The sequence below is a fragment of the Streptomyces sp. NPDC041124 genome, from assembly GCF_055592385.1.
Map to the genome: position 1 here is coordinate 729,941 of NZ_JBVIYR010000001.1, position 16,996 is coordinate 746,936.

General features: G+C 69.1%; 16 protein-coding genes and 3 tRNA genes. 3 read left to right on the forward strand and 16 right to left on the reverse strand.

Features of this window, described 5'->3' with window-relative positions; all coding sequences use genetic code 11:
- Positions 1-68: 68 nt before the first annotated feature.
- The 9 genes from rpoB to ACZ6A9_RS03480 form a co-directional block, all read right to left on the reverse strand.
- The gene (rpoB, locus tag ACZ6A9_RS03440) at positions 69-3,554 is read right to left on the reverse strand and encodes a DNA-directed RNA polymerase subunit beta (RefSeq protein WP_468977270.1); all 3,486 of its coding nucleotides are present in this window, start codon (positions 3,552-3,554) and stop codon (positions 69-71) included.
- Between the two features lie 599 nt (positions 3,555-4,153).
- Positions 4,154-4,534 carry a 50S ribosomal protein L7/L12 gene (gene rplL, locus ACZ6A9_RS03445; RefSeq protein WP_385058022.1) on the reverse strand — a complete coding sequence of 127 codons (381 nt, stop codon included), beginning with the start codon at positions 4,532-4,534 and terminating at the stop codon, positions 4,154-4,156.
- Positions 4,535-4,649: 115 nt separating this feature from the next.
- The gene (gene rplJ / locus ACZ6A9_RS03450; RefSeq protein WP_030823469.1) at positions 4,650-5,180 is read right to left on the reverse strand and encodes a 50S ribosomal protein L10; all 531 of its coding nucleotides are present in this window, start codon (positions 5,178-5,180) and stop codon (positions 4,650-4,652) included.
- Positions 5,181-5,509: 329 nt separating this feature from the next.
- Positions 5,510-6,448: an SCO4651 family lipoprotein gene (locus ACZ6A9_RS03455; RefSeq protein WP_468977274.1), complete on the reverse strand. Its 939-nt coding sequence runs from the start codon at positions 6,446-6,448 to the stop codon at positions 5,510-5,512.
- Positions 6,449-6,610: 162 nt separating this feature from the next.
- Positions 6,611-7,336, reverse strand: a complete 726-nt coding sequence (gene rplA / locus ACZ6A9_RS03460; protein WP_189558446.1) for a 50S ribosomal protein L1 — start codon at positions 7,334-7,336, stop codon at positions 6,611-6,613.
- 82 nt (positions 7,337-7,418) lie between these two features.
- On the reverse strand, positions 7,419-7,853 hold the full coding sequence (rplK, locus tag ACZ6A9_RS03465) for a 50S ribosomal protein L11 (RefSeq protein WP_006130605.1): 435 nt from the start codon (positions 7,851-7,853) through the stop codon (positions 7,419-7,421).
- Positions 7,854-8,028: 175 nt separating this feature from the next.
- Entirely contained in the window at positions 8,029-8,874 is an 846-nt protein-coding gene (gene nusG, locus ACZ6A9_RS03470; protein ID WP_468977279.1) for a transcription termination/antitermination protein NusG, read from the reverse strand.
- Between the two features lie 80 nt (positions 8,875-8,954).
- A complete protein-coding gene (gene secE, locus ACZ6A9_RS03475) occupies positions 8,955-9,239 on the reverse strand; it encodes a preprotein translocase subunit SecE (RefSeq protein WP_228968685.1) in 285 nt (94 codons plus the stop codon).
- 109 nt (positions 9,240-9,348) lie between these two features.
- Positions 9,349-9,421, reverse strand: a tRNA-Trp gene (locus ACZ6A9_RS03480).
- 281 nt (positions 9,422-9,702) lie between these two features.
- Here ACZ6A9_RS03480 and ACZ6A9_RS03485 point away from each other — a divergent pair.
- Both ACZ6A9_RS03485 and ACZ6A9_RS03490 read left to right on the forward strand, forming a co-directional pair.
- Positions 9,703-10,929 carry a pyridoxal phosphate-dependent aminotransferase gene (locus tag ACZ6A9_RS03485; protein WP_468977283.1) on the forward strand — a complete coding sequence of 409 codons (1,227 nt, stop codon included), beginning with the start codon at positions 9,703-9,705 and terminating at the stop codon, positions 10,927-10,929.
- A gap of 123 nt (positions 10,930-11,052) precedes the next feature.
- Entirely contained in the window at positions 11,053-12,093 is a 1,041-nt protein-coding gene (locus ACZ6A9_RS03490) for an adenosine deaminase (RefSeq protein WP_468977286.1), read from the forward strand.
- On the opposite strand, the gene ACZ6A9_RS03495 is transcribed toward ACZ6A9_RS03490, so the two are convergent.
- The 7 genes from ACZ6A9_RS03495 to ACZ6A9_RS03525 all read right to left on the reverse strand — a co-directional run bounded on the left by ACZ6A9_RS03495 (position 12,074) and on the right by ACZ6A9_RS03525 (position 15,403).
- Complete coding sequence (locus ACZ6A9_RS03495) at positions 12,074-12,745, reverse strand: hypothetical protein (RefSeq protein ID WP_468977291.1); 672 nt, start codon at positions 12,743-12,745, stop codon at positions 12,074-12,076. The two genes, ACZ6A9_RS03490 and ACZ6A9_RS03495, sit on opposite strands and share 20 nt — an antisense overlap.
- 63 nt (positions 12,746-12,808) lie before the next feature.
- Positions 12,809-13,864 (reverse strand): UDP-N-acetylmuramate dehydrogenase, encoded by a 1,056-nt coding sequence (locus ACZ6A9_RS03500; protein ID WP_468977297.1) that lies wholly within the window; start codon positions 13,862-13,864, stop codon positions 12,809-12,811.
- Positions 13,865-13,918: 54 nt separating this feature from the next.
- Positions 13,919-14,347, reverse strand: coding sequence for a MaoC family dehydratase (locus tag ACZ6A9_RS03505; protein WP_468977956.1), 429 nt, complete (start codon positions 14,345-14,347; stop codon positions 13,919-13,921).
- Between the two features lie 8 nt (positions 14,348-14,355).
- The gene (locus tag ACZ6A9_RS03510; protein ID WP_468977300.1) at positions 14,356-14,808 is read right to left on the reverse strand and encodes an FAS1-like dehydratase domain-containing protein; all 453 of its coding nucleotides are present in this window, start codon (positions 14,806-14,808) and stop codon (positions 14,356-14,358) included.
- Positions 14,809-14,958: 150 nt separating this feature from the next.
- Positions 14,959-15,123, reverse strand: coding sequence for a 50S ribosomal protein L33 (rpmG, locus tag ACZ6A9_RS03515; RefSeq protein ID WP_003948671.1), 165 nt, complete (start codon positions 15,121-15,123; stop codon positions 14,959-14,961).
- Positions 15,124-15,211: 88 nt separating this feature from the next.
- Positions 15,212-15,284 (reverse strand) — tRNA-Met (locus ACZ6A9_RS03520).
- 46 nt (positions 15,285-15,330) lie between these two features.
- Positions 15,331-15,403, reverse strand: a tRNA-Thr gene (locus ACZ6A9_RS03525).
- Between the two features lie 204 nt (positions 15,404-15,607).
- On the opposite strand from ACZ6A9_RS03525, the gene ACZ6A9_RS03530 reads away from it, so the two are divergent.
- On the forward strand, positions 15,608-16,873 hold the full coding sequence (locus tag ACZ6A9_RS03530; protein ID WP_468977303.1) for an amidohydrolase family protein: 1,266 nt from the start codon (positions 15,608-15,610) through the stop codon (positions 16,871-16,873).
- Positions 16,874-16,996: the final 123 nt, after the last annotated feature.

The window sequence follows — 16,996 nt, forward strand, 5'->3', positions numbered from 1 at the left end:
AGTCTTGGGGTCTGAAACGGGGGTCCTGGGGCGGGCGGCCCGGGGTTCACCGGGCCACCCGACTCCCGTCAGACCTCTTCGACGCTGCTCGGCTCGCGCCGGGACAGGTCGATGCCGAGCTCCTCCGCAGCGCGGAAGACGTCCTCGTCGGTGTCGCGCATCTCGATGGACATGCCGTCGCTGGACAGCACCTCCACGTTGAGGCACAGGGACTGCATCTCCTTGATGAGCACCTTGAAGGACTCGGGGATGCCGGGCTCGGGGATGTTCTCGCCCTTGACGATGGCCTCGTAGACCTTCACGCGGCCGGTGACGTCGTCGGACTTGATGGTCAGCAGCTCCTGGAGCGCGTAGGCGGCGCCGTACGCCTCGAGTGCCCACACCTCCATCTCGCCGAACCGCTGGCCACCGAACTGAGCCTTACCACCCAGCGGCTGCTGGGTGATCATGCTGTAGGGACCGGTCGAACGGGCGTGCAGCTTGTCGTCGACCAGGTGGTGCAGCTTCAGGATGTACATGTAGCCGACGGAGATCGGGTCGGGGAACGGCTCGCCCGAACGACCGTCGAACAGCCGCGCCTTGCCGGACGGGAGCACCATGCGCTCGCCGTCGCGGTTCGGGATGGTGTGCTGGAGGAGGCCCGCGAGCTCGTCCTCGCGCGCACCGTCGAACACCGGGGTGGCGACGTTGGTGCCGGGCTCGACCTTGTCGGCGCCGATGGCCTGGAGGCGCTCGGCCCACTCGTCCGCGAGGCCGGAGACGTCCCAGCCGCGGCTGGCGAGCCAGCCGAGGTGGATCTCCAGGACCTGTCCCGGGTTCATTCGGGACGGCACACCCAGCGGGTTGAGGATGATGTCGACCGGGGTCCCGTCCTCGAGGAACGGCATGTCCTCGATGGGCAGGATCTTGGAGATGACGCCCTTGTTGCCGTGACGGCCGGCGAGCTTGTCACCGTCGGTGATCTTGCGCTTCTGCGCGACGTAGACGCGCACCAGCTGGTTGACACCGGGGGGAAGCTCGTCGCCCTCCTCGCGGTCGAAGACGCGCACGCCGATGACCTTGCCGGTCTCGCCGTGCGGCACCTTCAGCGAGGTGTCACGGACCTCACGGGCCTTCTCGCCGAAGATCGCGCGCAGCAGGCGTTCCTCGGGGGTCAGCTCGGTCTCACCCTTGGGCGTGACCTTGCCGACGAGGATGTCGCCGGCGATGACCTCGGCACCGATGCGGATGATGCCGCGCTCGTCGAGGTCGGCGAGGACCTCCTCGGAGACGTTCGGGATGTCCCGGGTGATCTCCTCGGGGCCGAGCTTGGTGTCACGGGCGTCGACCTCGTGCTCCTCGATGTGGATCGAGGAGAGGACGTCGTCCTGCACGAGGCGCTGCGACAGGATGATCGCGTCCTCGTAGTTGTGACCCTCCCACGGCATGAACGCGACCAGCAGGTTCTTGCCGAGCGCCATCTCGCCGTTCTCGGTGGCCGGACCGTCGGCGAGGACCTGGCCCTCGATGATCCGGTCGCCCTCGGCGACGATGACCTTCTGGTTGACCGAGGTTCCCTGGTTGGACCGGGAGAACTTGGCGAGGCGGTACGTGATGTACGTGCCGTCGTCGTTGGCGGTGGTGATGTAGTCCGCGGAGACCTCCTGGACCACACCCGCCTTCTCGGCCTTGACCACGTCGCCGGCGTCGACGGCGGAGCGGTACTCCATGCCGGTGCCGACGAGCGGGGACTCGCTCTTGATGAGCGGCACGGCCTGGCGCATCATGTTCGCGCCCATGAGGGCACGGTTGGCGTCGTCGTGCTCGAGGAACGGGATCATGGCGGTCGCGACCGACACCATCTGGCGCGGCGAGACGTCCATGTAGTCGACCTCGTCACCGGGGACGTAGTCGACCTCGCCGCCACGGCGGCGGACCAGGATGCGGTTCTCGACGAAGCGCATCTCGTCGCTGAGCGGCGCGTTGGCCTGCGCGATGACGAAGCGGTCCTCCTCGTCGGCGGTCAGGTAGTCCACCTCGTCGGTGACCTGGCCGTCGACGACCTTGCGGTACGGCGTCTCGATGAAGCCGAACGGGTTGATCCGCCCGTAGGAGGCGAGTGAGCCGATCAGACCGATGTTCGGGCCTTCGGGCGTCTCGATCGGGCACATGCGGCCGTAGTGCGAGGGGTGCACGTCACGGACCTCGAAGCCGGCCCGCTCACGGGAGAGACCACCCGGGCCGAGGGCGTTGAGACGACGCTTGTGCGTCAGGCCCGACAGCGGGTTGTTCTGGTCCATGAACTGGGACAGCTGGCTGGTGCCGAAGAACTCCTTGATGGAGGCGACGACCGGCCGGATGTTGATCAGGGTCTGCGGCGTGATCGCCTCGACGTCCTGGGTGGTCATGCGCTCGCGCACGACGCGCTCCATACGGGCGAGACCCGTACGGACCTGGTTCTGGATCAGCTCGCCGACGTTGCGGATGCGGCGGTTGCCGAAGTGGTCGATGTCGTCGGTCTCGACGATGATCGAACGCCCCGACTCGCCGACCGTCTCGGTCTCACCGGCGTGCAGCTTCACCAGGTACTTGATGGTGGCGATGACGTCGTCGGTGGTGAGCACGCCGGCGTCCAGCGGCTCGTCCCCGCCGAGCTTCTTGTTGACCTTGTAGCGGCCGACCTTGGCCAGGTCGTAGCGCTTGGGGTTGAAGTAGAGGTTCTCGAGCAGCGTCTGCGCGGCCTCACGCGTGGGGGGCTCGCCCGGGCGCAGCTTGCGGTAGATGTCGAGCAGCGCGTCGTCCTGGCCCTGGGTGTGGTCCTTCTCCAGGGTGGCGCGCATGGACTCGTACTCGCCGAACTCCTCGAGGATCTGCTCGGTGGTCCAGCCGAGCGCCTTCAGGAGGACGGTGACGGACTGCTTGCGCTTGCGGTCGATGCGCACACCGACCATGTCGCGCTTGTCGATCTCCATCTCCAGCCAGGCACCCCGGGACGGGATGATCTTCGCGGAGAAGATGTCCTTGTCGGACGTCTTGTCGATGGAGGAGTCGAAGTAGACACCCGGCGAGCGGACCAGCTGGGACACCACGACACGCTCGGTGCCGTTGATGACGAAGGTGCCCTTGTTCGTCATGAGCGGGAAGTCGCCCATGAAGACGGTCTGGGACTTGATCTCGCCGGTCTCGTTGTTGGTGAACTCGGCGGTGACGAAGAGCGGGGCGGCGTACGTGAAGTCGCGCTCCTTGCACTCGTCGATGGAGTTCTTCGGCGGCTCGAAACGGTGGTCGCGGAAGGTCAGGGACATCGACCCGGAGAAGTCCTCGATCGGGGAGATCTCCTCGAAGATCTCCTCCAGACCGGACTTGGTGGGGACGTCCTGCCCGTTCTCGAGAGCCTCCTCGACCCGACTCTGCCAGGCGGTGTTGCCGAGCAGCCAGTCGAAGCTCTCGGTCTGCAGCGCGAGCAGGTTCGGAACCTCGAGAGGCTCCTTGATCTTTGCAAAGGAGATGCGCAGCGGGGCGGTGCTGGCGCCGTTGTTCGTATTCGCGGTCGAGGCGTTGCGCGAGGCGGCCAAGAGGGGGTCCTTCCGAGGGCTCGGACTCACTACGCGCGTACCGGCCCCCCACTGTGCACAGCGACAGATTCGTCTGATGGGACCCAAAAGTCCAGGTCAGAGATCATCTGGTCATCGGTGCTCGAGTGAGGGCATGCCCCTGGTGACGGGCAGGGGACAGCTAACAGGCAGCGCAAAGGGTCAGTGTAGCCACTTGGCACACTGATGTCCAGTGCGGTGTACGAGACCGGGTGGTGGCCCTCGTTGTCATCAACTCCTGCGACAAGGCGCTGCCCTCAACGCACCGTGATACTGCCCTCTTTGCCGTCGATCCATGCCTCGGATTCGGATCCTTGTGACGACGCGTCCTGAGAATTGCGCGCTGCGTGCGGTTCGTCAAGGCCCCCCTTGCCCGAGCCGCCTGCCGCGAGACGATTCTTCGCGGCCCTCGGAGGCACAACGAAGATCACCCTACCCCCCGCCGTCCCGGGGGCAAGGCAGCCGCTGCCGGACCCCTCGTACGCCGAAGAGCGACCACCCGGATGGATGATCGCTCTTCGGTGCTTGAGCGTTACACGCCCCGTGGGACGCGCTGCGGATCCCGTGGGATCCGCGAGGTGTTACTTGACCTCGACGGAGGCGCCGGCGCCCTTGAGGGACTCGGCGGCCTTCTCGGCGGCGTCCTTGGCGACCTTCTCGAGAACGGGCTTCGGGGCGCCGTCCACGAGGTCCTTGGCCTCCTTCAGACCCAGCGAGGTCAGCTCACGCACGACCTTGATGACCTGGATCTTCTTGTCGCCGGCACCGGTGAGGATGACGTCGAACTCGTCCTTCTCGGCCTCGGCCTCGGCCGGGGCGGCAGCGGCGGCCGGGGCGGCGGCGACGGCCGCGGCGGCGGTGACGTCGAACTTCTCCTCGAAGGCCTTCACGAACTCGGAGAGCTCGATGAGGGTCATCTCCTCGAACTGGGCGAGCAGGTCTTCCTGGCTGAGCTTCGCCATGATGGCGGTCCTTCCACTAATTCGGCAGGTGCCGGATGTACGGGGTGAGGCGGGCGTACGTCGGGCCCGCTGCGACCCTCGCCGCTAGGCGGCCAGGGTCAGAAAGCGAGCCGAATTACTCGGCACCGCCCTGCTCGTCCTGCTTGGCACGGAGCGCGTCCACGGTGCGGACGAGCTTCGAGGGGAGCGCCTGGAAGAGCTGAGCAGTCTGCGTCTGCTTGCCCTTGAAGGCACCCGCCAGCTTGGCGAGCAGAACCTCGCGGGACTCGAGGTCCGCGAGCTTCTTGATCTCGTCGGCGGACATCGCCTTGCCATCAAGGACACCGCCCTTGATGACGAGATTCGGGTTGTCCTTGGCGAAGTCACGAAGACCCTTCGCCGACTCCACCGGGTCACCGGTGACGAAGGCGACCGCCGTCGGGCCAGCGAAGAGCTGGTCGTCGAGCGTGATCCCGGCCTCGTTGGCCGCAATCTTGGTCAGCGTGTTCTTCACCACGGCGTACTGGGCGTTCTCACCGAGCGAACGACGCAGCGTCTTGAGCTGCGCCACGGTGAGACCGCGGTACTCGGTCAGCACGGCGGCGTTGGAGCTGCGGAACTTGTCCGTCAGCTCGGCAACCGCGGCAGCCTTGTCGGGCCTCGCCATAGAGCCTCGGCCTCCTTCCGGGTGATTCGGACCGCGCGGACCCGAAGGAGGACTGGGGAAAACGAAACGCCCCGGGCGCAGGCGCACGGGGCGTAGCTCAACCGGTCTTTCGCATCCTCGCGGCAGCGAACTCCGGGAACTCTTCCACTGACACCTGCGCGGGTCGTCCGCAGTTCAGCGGATCCTTCGGCCACCGCACCCTCTGACGAGAGCACGGCAACGACCAGCGGTCTTTGGCTTCCGTGGAAGAGTACGCGAACCGATCGGCGCGGAGCAAATCGGCGACCGGGTGGCCCCGGGAAGCCGGGGCCCGTCAGGCCGGGTCGGGCTCAGGCGCCCGCTCCCAGCTCCTCCAGCTCCTTCATCATCTCCATGAAGTCGAAGGTCTCGCCGGCCGGCGGGGCCTCGACCTCGGCCGCGGCGCCGTAGTCGGAGTAGTGGGCCGTCATGTTCATCGTGCCCTGGTCCATCTGCATGCCGACGACCATCTTGGCCGGGTAGTTGTCCTCGTTGACCCAGACCTCGGTGTCGTAGCCCTTCAGGCCCGTCTTCTTCATGTTGGCGACGAGCTGCTCGCGCTCCTCGTCGGTGAAGGCACCGTCGAGCCCCTTGTTGGCGTCGAGCATCTCCTCGATGGTCAGGGTGCCCTTGTAGTGCTGCGTCTGGACGCCGTCGACCTTCTCCGGACCCACGTGCTTCAGGCTCTTGGACTCGAGCAGCAGGGCGAGCTGCTGCGCGGGGTCCTGGTTCATGTTCTCCATGCCGCCGGTCATCTGCTTCTGGATCTCCGGGTCACCGGAGGCCTCGGCGATGGCGCCGAAGTCCATCTTCATCCAGCGCTTGCCGTCCATCTCGGCGGCCTGCTTCTCGCCCATGTCCATGTACATGGCGCTGTCCAGCATGATCATGCGGATCTGCTCGGGTGCTTCCGGGTCGCCCGCGGTGAGGGCGGAGCCCTTCATGGTGACGTCCATGACGGCCGGGTCCCAGCCCTGCACGCCGGACATCTCCATGGTGCCGCCGCCGTCCAGGCCGGCCGGCATCGTCATGGTCATCCGCACCTTGGAGGACTTGGCCTCCGAGGTCTTCTTGAAGGCGGCCTGCAGGACCTTCGTCATCTCGTTCTGCGTCTGGACACCGCTCTGCGCCGAGTCGGCGGCCTTCTTCTTGCCGTCCCCGTCGCCGTCCCCGCTGCATCCCGCGACGCCCGCGACGACGGCCGCGGCCGTCAGACAGACACCCGCGCGCTTCCAAGCGGCCATGGCCATGAATCCCACCCCTGGTTGTTTCTCTGTGCTACGTCTGTGAAGTCAAGGGAACGGTAACCCACCCGACTGACACTGTCGTACGAAAAAGCCCGCCCCCGGGCCTCTGGGAGGCTCGGGGGCGGGCTTTCACAGTGCGCGGACCGGCAGGACCGGTCACCCGGCTCAGACGGCGGCCGGGTCCTCCTCCACGAGGAGGTTGCGGGTGCGGTTCGGGTCGAGCGGAATGCCGGGGCCCATCGTGGTGGTGATGGCGGCCTTCTTGATGTAGCGACCCTTGGCGGCGGACGGCTTCAGACGGAGGATCTCCTCCAGCGCCGCACCGTAGTTCTCCACCAGCTTGGTGTCGTCGAACGACGTCTTGCCGATGATGAAGTGCAGGTTCGAGTGCTTGTCGACGCGGAACTCGATCTTGCCGCCCTTGATGTCGTTGACGGCCTTGGTGACGTCCGGGGTCACGGTGCCGGTCTTCGGGTTCGGCATCAGACCACGGGGACCGAGCACGCGGCCGAGGCGGCCGACCTTGCCCATGAGGTCCGGGGTGGCGACGACGGCGTCGAAGTCCAGACGGCCCTTCGACACCTCGTCGATCAGCTCGTCGGCGCCGACGATGTCGGCGCCCGCGGCACGCGCGGCCTCGGCACGGTCACCGGTCGCGAAGACCAGGACCCGGGCGGTCTTGCCGGTGCCGTGCGGGAGGTTCACGGTGCCACGGACCATCTGGTCGGCCTTGCGCGGGTCGACACCCAGGCGGAAGGCGACCTCGACGGTGCCGTCGAACTTGGTCGTGGACGTCTCCTTGGCGAGACGGACGGCCTCGAGCGGGGCGTACAGCTTCTCCCGGTCGATCTTGGCGTCCGCAGCGCGGAGAGACTTGCTGCGCTTGCTCACTGAAAGCTCCTGTGGGATCTGAGGAGTCGTGGTCCGGGCCGAGCCGGCCCTTCCACTACTGCTTGGCTTGCGGGGGTGGGTCTCAGCCCTCGACCGTGACGCCCATGGAACGGGCGGTGCCGGCGATGATCTTCTCGGCGGCGTCCAGGTCGTTGGCGTTGAGGTCGGGCATCTTGGTGGTGGCGATCTCACGGACCTGGTCACGCGTGATCTTCGCGACCTTGGTCTTGTGCGGCTCGCCGGAGCCCTTCTCCACACCCGCGGCCTTGAGGATCATCTTGGCGGCCGGCGGGGTCTTGGTGATGAAGGTGAAGGAACGGTCCTCGTAGACCGTGATCTCCACCGGGATGACCCAGCCGCGCTGCGACTCGGTCGCGGCGTTGTAGGCCTTGCAGAACTCCATGATGTTGACGCCGTGCTGGCCCAGCGCGGGGCCGACCGGCGGGGCCGGGTTGGCGGCACCGGCCTGGATCTGGAGCTTGATGAGCCCCGTGACCTTCTTCTTCTTGGGAGGCATGGCTCTCCGGGTCCTTTCGATTCGGGTCCTGCCCACGTCAAGGGGACAACCCGGACGCAGGCATACCGCACAACGATAACGGGTATAGATGCGCGGCCAAAACCGAGCAGGTCAGACAAACGCGCGAGCGTTCGCCTGACCTGCGCGGAAGCTGTGTACCAGCCGTCCAGAAGGGCTAGTTCTTCTGGATCTGGTCGAAGGAGAGCTCGACCGGGGTCTCCCGGCCGAAGATCTCCACCAGGCCCTTGACCTTCTTGGAGTCGGGGTTGATCTCGTTGATGGTCGCCTGGAGGGTGGCGAACGGGCCGTCGGTGACGGTGACCGAGTCGCCGACCTCGAAGTCCAGCACCTGGACCTCGACCTTGCGCTGCGGCGCCGGCTTGCCCTCGGCCTCGGCGGCCTCGCGGGCGGCCTTCTCCTCGGCCTCCGGGGCGAGCATCTTGACGATCTCGTCCAGCGTCAGCGGGTACGGGTCGTAGGCGTTGCCCACGAAGCCGGTGACACCGGGGGTGTTGCGGACGACGCCCCAGGACTCGTTGGTCAGGTCCATGCGGACCAGGACGTAGCCCGGGAGCTTGTTCTGCTTGATCGTCTTGCGGTCGCCGTTCTTGATCTGGACGACCTCTTCCTGCGGCACCTCGGCCTGGAAGATGTACTCCTCGACGTTCAGCGAGACGGCGCGCTGCTCCAGGTTGGTCTTCACCCGGTTCTCGTAGCCCGCGTAGGTGTGGATGACGTACCACTCGCCGGGCAGGGCGCGCAGCTCCTCGCGGAGCTTCTCGACCGGGTCGCGGTCGTCCTCGGGCTCCTCGGCCGCTTCCGCGGCCTCGGGGGACTCGTCCGCCTCGGGGGACTCGTCCGCGTCGGTGGTCTCGTCGGCGCCGGTGTCGGCAGCCTCGGCCTCGGCGGAGGCCTCGGTGTCCTCGACGTCCGCGTCCTTGACGGCGGCGAGCGCGTCCTCGGCGGACTCGGCCCCTTCGCCATGAGGCTCGACGGCGTCGTTCACGTTCGGGTCAGACACGGTGGCTGCTTCTTCCTGGATACATAGGGGTGGAACATGCGAAAGGAGCGCCGGGTACCTCGGCGCTCTTCGCTCGGGGATCAGCCGAAGACGTACTTGGCGGCGTTGCTGAGGCCATAGTCGATCAGAGTGATCAGGCCGATCATCACGACCACGAAGATGATCACGGCGGTCGTGTACGACGTCAGCTGATTTCGGGTCGGCCAGACGACCTTGCGGAGCTCCGCGACGATCTGGCGGTAGAAGAGCGCGAGGCGCTTCAGCGGACCCTTCTTGGCCCGCTTGCCGCCCTTGCGGGTCTTCTTGGAGTCCGGAGCCTCGTCCTCGGCATCAGGCATGTCGATGGAGCCCACGGCGTCCGTCACTCGTCCTCACCTGATTCCGGGTCGTGGCCGTGCCGCGCCCGGTCCGAGCCCGCACGGCGGTGCATTGCTGTACGTACATGCGCACACATCCTGGCGATGGTGTGTGTAGCAGGGCCGGAGGGACTTGAACCCCCAACCGCTGGTTTTGGAGACCAGTGCTCTACCAATTGAGCTACGACCCTTTGTGTGTCCCCCAACGTACCGCATCCCACCGGATGCTTGGTGTGCACCGGACGGGCGCGGACCGCTGAAGGCCAACGAGGTGAGAGTGTACGTGTTCCTGGGCCGGGCGTCGAACAGAAAGCGCCCGTGAGGGAACCGTCCCCGCCGTGAACCGCCCGGGACCGCCCGGCGACGTGGCCCCGCACCGTGGATGCGGACTGGTGTTCAGCGCTCTCCCCGGTGATGTTCAGTCGGTGAAACCCCTGTGCCCGTGAGGTTTCCGGTCTGGAACGATGGGCCCATGAGCGCTGCAACCCCTCCCACCGAGCGCCGGGTCTCCGCCCGAGTCGGCTCGATCTCCGAGTCCGCCACCCTCGCCGTGGACGCCAAGGCCAAGGCCCTCAAGGCCGCCGGGCGACCGGTGATCGGCTTCGGTGCCGGTGAGCCCGACTTCCCGACGCCGGACTACATCGTCGAGGCCGCGATCGAGGCCTGCAAGAACCCGAAGTACCACCGCTACACGCCGGCCGGCGGTCTGCCGGAACTGAAGTCCGCGATCGCCGCCAAGACGCTGCGCGACTCCGGCTACGAGGTGGACCCGTCCCAGATCCTCGTCACCAACGGCGGCAAGCAGGCCATCTATGAGGCCTTCGCCGCGATCCTCGACCCGGGCGACGAGGTCATCGTCCCCGCGCCGTACTGGACCACCTACCCGGAGTCCATCCGACTGGCCGGCGGTGTCCCGGTCGAGGTCGTCGCCGACGAGACCACCGGCTACCGCGTGAGTGTGGAGCAGCTGGAGGCGGCCCGCACGGAGCGGACGAAGGTCGTCCTGTTCGTCTCCCCGTCGAACCCGACCGGCGCGGTCTACGGCGAGGCCGAGACCGAGGCGATCGGCAAGTGGGCCGTGGAGCACGGCCTGTGGGTGCTGACGGACGAGATCTACGAGCACCTGGTCTACGGCGACGCCGTCTCCGTTTCCCTGCCCGCGCTGCTGCCCGAGCTGCGCGACAAGTGCATCGTGGTCAACGGTGTCGCGAAGACCTACGCGATGACGGGCTGGCGGGTCGGCTGGGTCATCGGCCCGAAGGACGTGGTCAAGGCCGCGACCAACCTCCAGTCGCACGCCACGTCGAACGTCTCCAACGTGGCCCAGGCCGCCGCCCTCGCCGCCGTCTCCGGTGACCTGGACGCGGTCGCGACGATGCGCGAGGCCTTCGACCGGCGGCGGAAGACCATCGTGCGGATGCTCAACGAGATCGAGGGTGTCCTGTGCCCGGAGCCCGAGGGCGCGTTCTACGCCTACCCCTCGGTGAAGGCGCTGATCGGCAAGGAGATCCGGGGCAGGCGCCCGCAGGACTCGGTCGAGCTGGCCGCGCTCATCCTGGAGGAGGCCGAGGTCGCGGTGGTGCCCGGTGAGGCGTTCGGCACCCCGGGCTACCTGCGGCTGTCGTACGCGCTCGGCGACGAGGACCTCGTCGAGGGCGTGAGCCGGATCCAGAAGCTGCTCGCGGAGGCGCGGGACTGACCTCCCTCCTTCACCACAGGGGCGCCCGGATTCACCCCGGGCGCCCCTGTTCGTTTGTGCGAGCAAGACCACGAAAGGTGAAAGCGCTACCGGCACGGACGGGACGTGCGGCAGGATCTGGGAATGGAGCGTGTACGTGATGTCTCTGAGCTGCCGAAAGCCCATCTCCACCTGCACTTCACCGGGTCCATGCGGCCCGCCACCCTGCTGGAGCTGGCCGACAAGTACGGGGTCCGCCTGCCCGAGGCGCTGACCGACGCGCTGACCGGCGGGGAGCCGCCGAGACTGCGGGCCACGGACGAGCGCGGCTGGTTCCGCTTCCAGCGGCTGTACGACGCCGCCCGCTCGTGCCTGCGCGAGCCGGAGGACATCCAGCGGCTGGTGCGGGAGGCGGCGGAGGAGGAGGTGCGCGACGGCTCGGGCTGGCTGGAGATCCAGGTCGACCCGACGTCGTACGCGCCCCGGCTGGGCGGGCTGATCCCGGCGCTGGAGATCATCCTGGACGCGGTGGACTCGGCGATGCGGGACACCGGGATCGGGATGCGGGTGCTGGTGGCCGCCAACCGGATGAAGCATCCCCTGGACGCGCGGACGCTGGCCCGGCTCGCGGTGCGGTACGCGGACCGGGGCGTGGTCGGGTTCGGGCTGTCCAACGACGAGCGGCGCGGGATGGCCCGCGACTTCGACCGCGCGTTCGCGATCGCCCGGGACGGCGGGCTGCTGTCCGCTCCGCACGGCGGCGAGCTGGCGGGCCCGGCGTCGGTGCGGGACTGCCTGGACGACCTGGAGGCGCACCGGATCGGGCACGGCGTGCGGGCGGCGGACGATCCGCGGCTGATGCAGCGGCTCGCGGACCGTCAGGTGACCTGCGAGGTGTGCCCGGCGTCCAACGTCGCGCTGGGTGTCTACGAGAAGCCTGAGGACGTACCGCTGCGGACGCTGTTCGAGGCGGGCGTGCCGCTGGCGCTGGGCGCGGACGATCCGCTGCTCTTCGGCTCCCGGCTGGCGGCGCAGTACGAGATCGCCCGCGTCCACCACGGCTTCACGGACGCGGAGCTCGCGGAGGTGGCACGCCAGTCGGTGCGGGGCTCGGCGGCCCCCGAGGACGTGAAGGCGAAACTGCTGTCCGGCGTCGACGACTGGCTCACCGCCCCGGTCTCCTGAAGTGGGCGTAGGGCGGATACGGCTTGAAGCAGACCAGCACCTCGTGGGGGTGCCCGCCACCGGGCTGCTGCGTGAGGCCGGGGACGCTCGACACCATGGCCGGGTGCCCCTTCGAGACGCCCTTCCGGCGCGGCCCCCAGCCCGCGGCGTGGGCGAGGGACATCGCCGTCTCGGCGAAGACATCCCGGCTGCCGAAGAGGAAGAACGTGCGGGCGTACGTGACGTGCCGCAACGCGTCCCGGCAGTCCGCACGCGCCGCCCGCCGGCGCCACGCGGACGCGTCCCGGTCCGTGCGCCCCTCGTCGGTGCGGACCGAGAGGGGCGTGCCCCGGCCGAGCGCGCGACGCAGCCGAGGCCATGTACTGGGCCGCAGTCCGTAGGAGTGGTGGACCAGGACCAGGTCCACCAGCTCGCCGGCGCCCTCGTCCGGCGGCACGCCGTCGCGCAGCGGCAGGTGGACGATCGTGTGCCGTGAGTAGGCCGCGAAGGAGAACAGGCCGGCGAGCCGGTTCAGCCCGTCGTGGTCGCCGAGCAGCAGGCCGATGGGCTCCGGCGCGCGCAGCGAGGTGTGGCGCAGGGGGTACAGGGGCTGGACGACGCGGTGCTCGCGCGGACCGGTCCGGGGACGGAACTGGCGCAGTCTCAGACGCATGGGCTCGGCCTCACCGGCCCAGGATCGCGGGCGCGGGTGCCGGGCGGCAACGGAGATTCGCCGCTACAGGGTCACGCCCACCGTGACCGGCTCGTTGACCAGGGTGATGCCGAAGGCGTCCCGCACCCCGGCGACGACCTCGCGGGCGAGCGCCAGCAGGTCCTCGGTGGTCGCCTCCCCGCGGTTGGTGAGGGCGAGGGTGTGCTTGGTGGAGATGCGGGCGGGTCCGTGGCCGAAGCCCTTGGTGAAGCCGGCTTTGTCGATCAGCCAGGCCGCGGAGGTCTTGGTGCGCCCCTCGCCCGCGGGATACGCGGGGGCCTCGGCACCGTCGCCGAGCCGCTCCCGGACGCGCGAGCGGAACGCGGCGAACGCCTCGTCGTCGAGGATCGGGTTGGTGAAGAAGGAACCGGCCGACCAGGTGTCGTGGTCGTCGGGGTCCAGCACCATGCCCTTGCCGGCGCGGAGCCCCAGGACCGTCTCGCGGGCGGTGGCCAGCGGAACCCGCTCGCCCGGCGCCACCCCGAGGACGCGGGCCGTCTCGGCGTACCTGACGGGCCCGGACAGCCCGCCGGCGTCCTCCAGGGCGAAGCGCACGCGCAGGACGACGTAGCGCTCGGGATCGGACTTGAAGCGGCTGTGGCGGTAGGAGAAGGCGCACTCCGCGTTGCTCAGGGTGACGGTCTCGCGGGCACGGCGGTCGTAGGCGACGACCTCGGTGATGGTGGAGGAGACCTCCTGCCCGTACGCCCCGACGTTCTGGATCGGGGTGGCGCCCGCCGAACCGGGGATACCGGCCAGGCATTCGACACCGGCGAGCCCGGCCTCCACGGTGCGGGCGACGGCGTCGGTCCACACCTCGCCGGCGGCCAGCTCCAGTCGCGTGCCGTCCAGCGTGACACCCTTGGTCGCGACGACGAGGGCAGTGCCGTCGAAGCCCTTGTCTCCGATGACCAGGTTGGAGCCGCCGCCGATGATCAGCAGCGGGGTGCCGCTGTCGTCGGCGTCGCGGACGACAGCGATCACCTCGTCGTCGGACGTCGCGGTGACCAGCCGGGTCGCGGGGCCGCCCAGCCGGAAGGTGGTGAGCGGGGCGAGGGGGGCGTCGTGGAGTTCCTGCACGGGCTCAAGACTACGAGACGGCACCGACAGCCCCGCTCCCCCGGCTCGTCCGGCTCAGCCCAGCCGGACGACGGCCCGCGACATGCCCAGGACCTTCTGCCCGGCGCTGGTCGCGGTGAGGTCCACACGGACTGTGTCGTCGTCGAGCTTGGCGGCGACCTTGCCGCTGACCTCGATGAGGGCGCCCCGGTCGTCGTTGGGGACGACGACCGGACGGGTGAAGCGGACGCCGTACTCGACGACCGCGCCCGGGTCGCCCACCCAGTCGGTCACCACGCGGATCGCCTCGGCCATGGTGAACATGCCGTGCGCGATGACGTCGGGCAGGCCGACCTCCTTGGCGAACTTCTCGTTCCAGTGGATGGGGTTGAAGTCGCCGGAGGCGCCCGCGTACTGGACGAGCGTGGCGCGGGTCACGGGGAACGTCTGTGCGGGCAGCTCGGTGCCGACCTCGACGTCGGCGTAGGAGATCTTCGCCGTCATGGTGTGATTCACGCCTCCTCGGCCGCGCGCGCGACCAGTTTGGTCCAGGCGGTCACGACGTGTTCGCCGTTCTGGTCGTGCACCTCGCCGCGGATGTCCAGTATGTCGTTGCCGGCCATCGACCTGATCGTCTCGATGGTCGAGGTGACGGTGAGCCGGTCACCGGCGCGCACCGGCCGGTTGTACGCGAACTTCTGGTCGCCGTGCACCACCCGGCTGTAGTCCAGGCCGAGCTGGGGATCGGCGACGACCTCACCGGCGGCCTTGAAGGTGATGGCGAACACGAAGGTCGGCGGAGCGATCACATCGGGGTGGCCGAGCGCCTTGGCGGCCTCCACGTCCCTGTACGCCGGATTGGCGTCCCCCACTGCCTCGGCGAACTCACGGATCTTCTCCCGGCCCACCTCGTAGGGCTCGGTGGGCGGGTAGCTCCGCCCGGCGAAGGACTGGTCGAGCGCCATGCGCGCGGCACCTCCTGTGTCTGCCTGTTCTCTGGACCGTCCCGGCGGGTCCGGGTCCGTGTCGGCCCGTCCGCGGTCGGCCGGTGGTGGTGGGAAAACGACACGAGGCCGCCCCCCGGGTGGGGGGACGGCCTCGTGTACGAGCCTGTTTTATCGCGTTTCGCGGTGCGCGGTGTGCGCATTGCAACGCGGGCAGTGCTTCTTCATCTCAAGACGATCCGGGTTGTTACGCCGGTTCTTCTTGGTGATGTAGTTCCGCTCCTTGCACTCCACGCAGGCCAGCGTGATCTTCGGGCGGACGTCGGTGGCAGCCACGTGAGTGCTCCTTGACGAACGGATTGACTGTATTTACGCAAGAAGAGTAGCCGATCGAAGGACCGACCCCGCAATCGGCTACTGTCTGTAGCGGTGACCGGACTTGAACCGGTGACACAGCGATTATGAGCCGCTTGCTCTACCGACTGAGCTACACCGCTTTGATGCGATCGGGCCCCGCCTCGCGACGGGAACCTCACACACCAGAGCCCCAAAACGGAATCGAACCGTTGACCTTCTCCTTACCATGGAGACGCTCTGCCGACTGAGCTATTGGGGCGAGCGAGGAAGACATTACACGGTCCGCAGCCGTTCGCCCAAATCCGTTTCGGGTGCCCTGTCCTCTCACGGGGACCACGCCGGTACGACTATTGCGCTCCTCCCGGCGGGCGGCGGGGGGCCGTCCTAGGCTCGTCTCACTCTGCGTGATCTTGCCCCCGTGTGCTGCGCGTCCACGTGCCGCAGCCGGAGCCCCAGGAGTGTGATGCCCGACAGCCAGCCGCAGCCGCCGTCCGGCTCGTGGCCGTCGCCCCCGGGTGCGCCTCCGGCCGACCCGGCTCCGCTGCTGTTGTGCGGAGCGCGGCTCACCGACGGCCGGACCGTGGACGTGCGGCTGGGCGGCGGGCGCATCGAGGCGGTCGGCACGCCGGGCAGCCTGGCGGCGGACGGCACGCGCACGTGCGGCACCCGGGTCGACCTCACCGGCTATCTGCTGCTGCCGGCCCCCGTCGAACCCCACGCCCACGCGGACACCGCCCTGTCCGCCGACGCCGACGGGCCCGTCCCGTACGAACCCGGGAACGTCCGGCGCCGTGCGACGGAGGCGGTGCTGCTGCAACTCGGGCACGGCGCGACGGCGTTGCGGGCCCATGTGCGGGTGGGTGACCTGGCCGGACTGGGCGCGCTGACCGCCGTACTGGAGGCCGGGCGGTCACTGCGCGGGCTGGCCGAGCTGACGACCGTGGCGATGCCCCGGGTACTGACCGGGGTGGCCGGGGCGGAAGGGCGCGCGGTGCTGCGCGACGCGCTGAAGATGGGGGCGGCCGTGGTGGGCGGCTGCCCCGACCTCGACCCCGACCCCACGGGCTGTGTGGAGACGGCCCTCGAGATCGCCTCGGAGCACGGCTGCCCCGTCGACCTGCACACGGACGCCACCGACCCCGCCCGGCTGGCCCGGTTCGCGGCCATGGCGGGCGGGTTGCGGCCGGGCGTCGCCTTCGGCCCGTGCGGCGGCCTCGCGGCGCTGCCGGCCGAACTGGCCGCCCGCACCGCCGACCGGCTCGCGGCGGCCGGGGTGACGGTGGTGTGCCTGCCCCAGGGCGGCTGCGGCGCCGTGGACGTCCATTCCGCCGCCCCGGTGCGGCTGTTGCGGTCGGCGGGGGTGCCGGTGGCCGCGGGCAGCGGCGCCCTGCGGGACATGACGAACCCGGTGGGCCGCGGCGACCCGCTGGAGGCGGCCTACCTGCTGGCCTCGTGCCAGGGACTGTCCGCGGAGGACGCGTACGCCACGGTGAGCGCGTCCGCGCGGGCGGCTCTCGGGCTGCCCGAGGTGCGCGTGGAGGCCGGTTTCCCGGCGGAACTGCTGGCGGTCCGCGGCGAGGCGCTCCCGGGCGCCCTGTCGCTGGCGTACAGCCGGATCGTGGTCCACGGGGGCCGGGTGGTGGCGCGGACGAGCGCGGTGCGGGAGTACTGCGACTCGGCGGGCGGGGCGGCTCCGGGTCTGCCACGGCAGGGGCGCGGGCCCGCATAGGGCGCGGGCCGCGTGAGGGCACGGGCCGCGTGAGGGCACGGGCCGCGTGAGGGCACGGCTGCCGCGTGAGGGCACGGCTGCCGCGTGAGGGCACGGAGTCCACTCGGGGCACGGTCCCCGCCG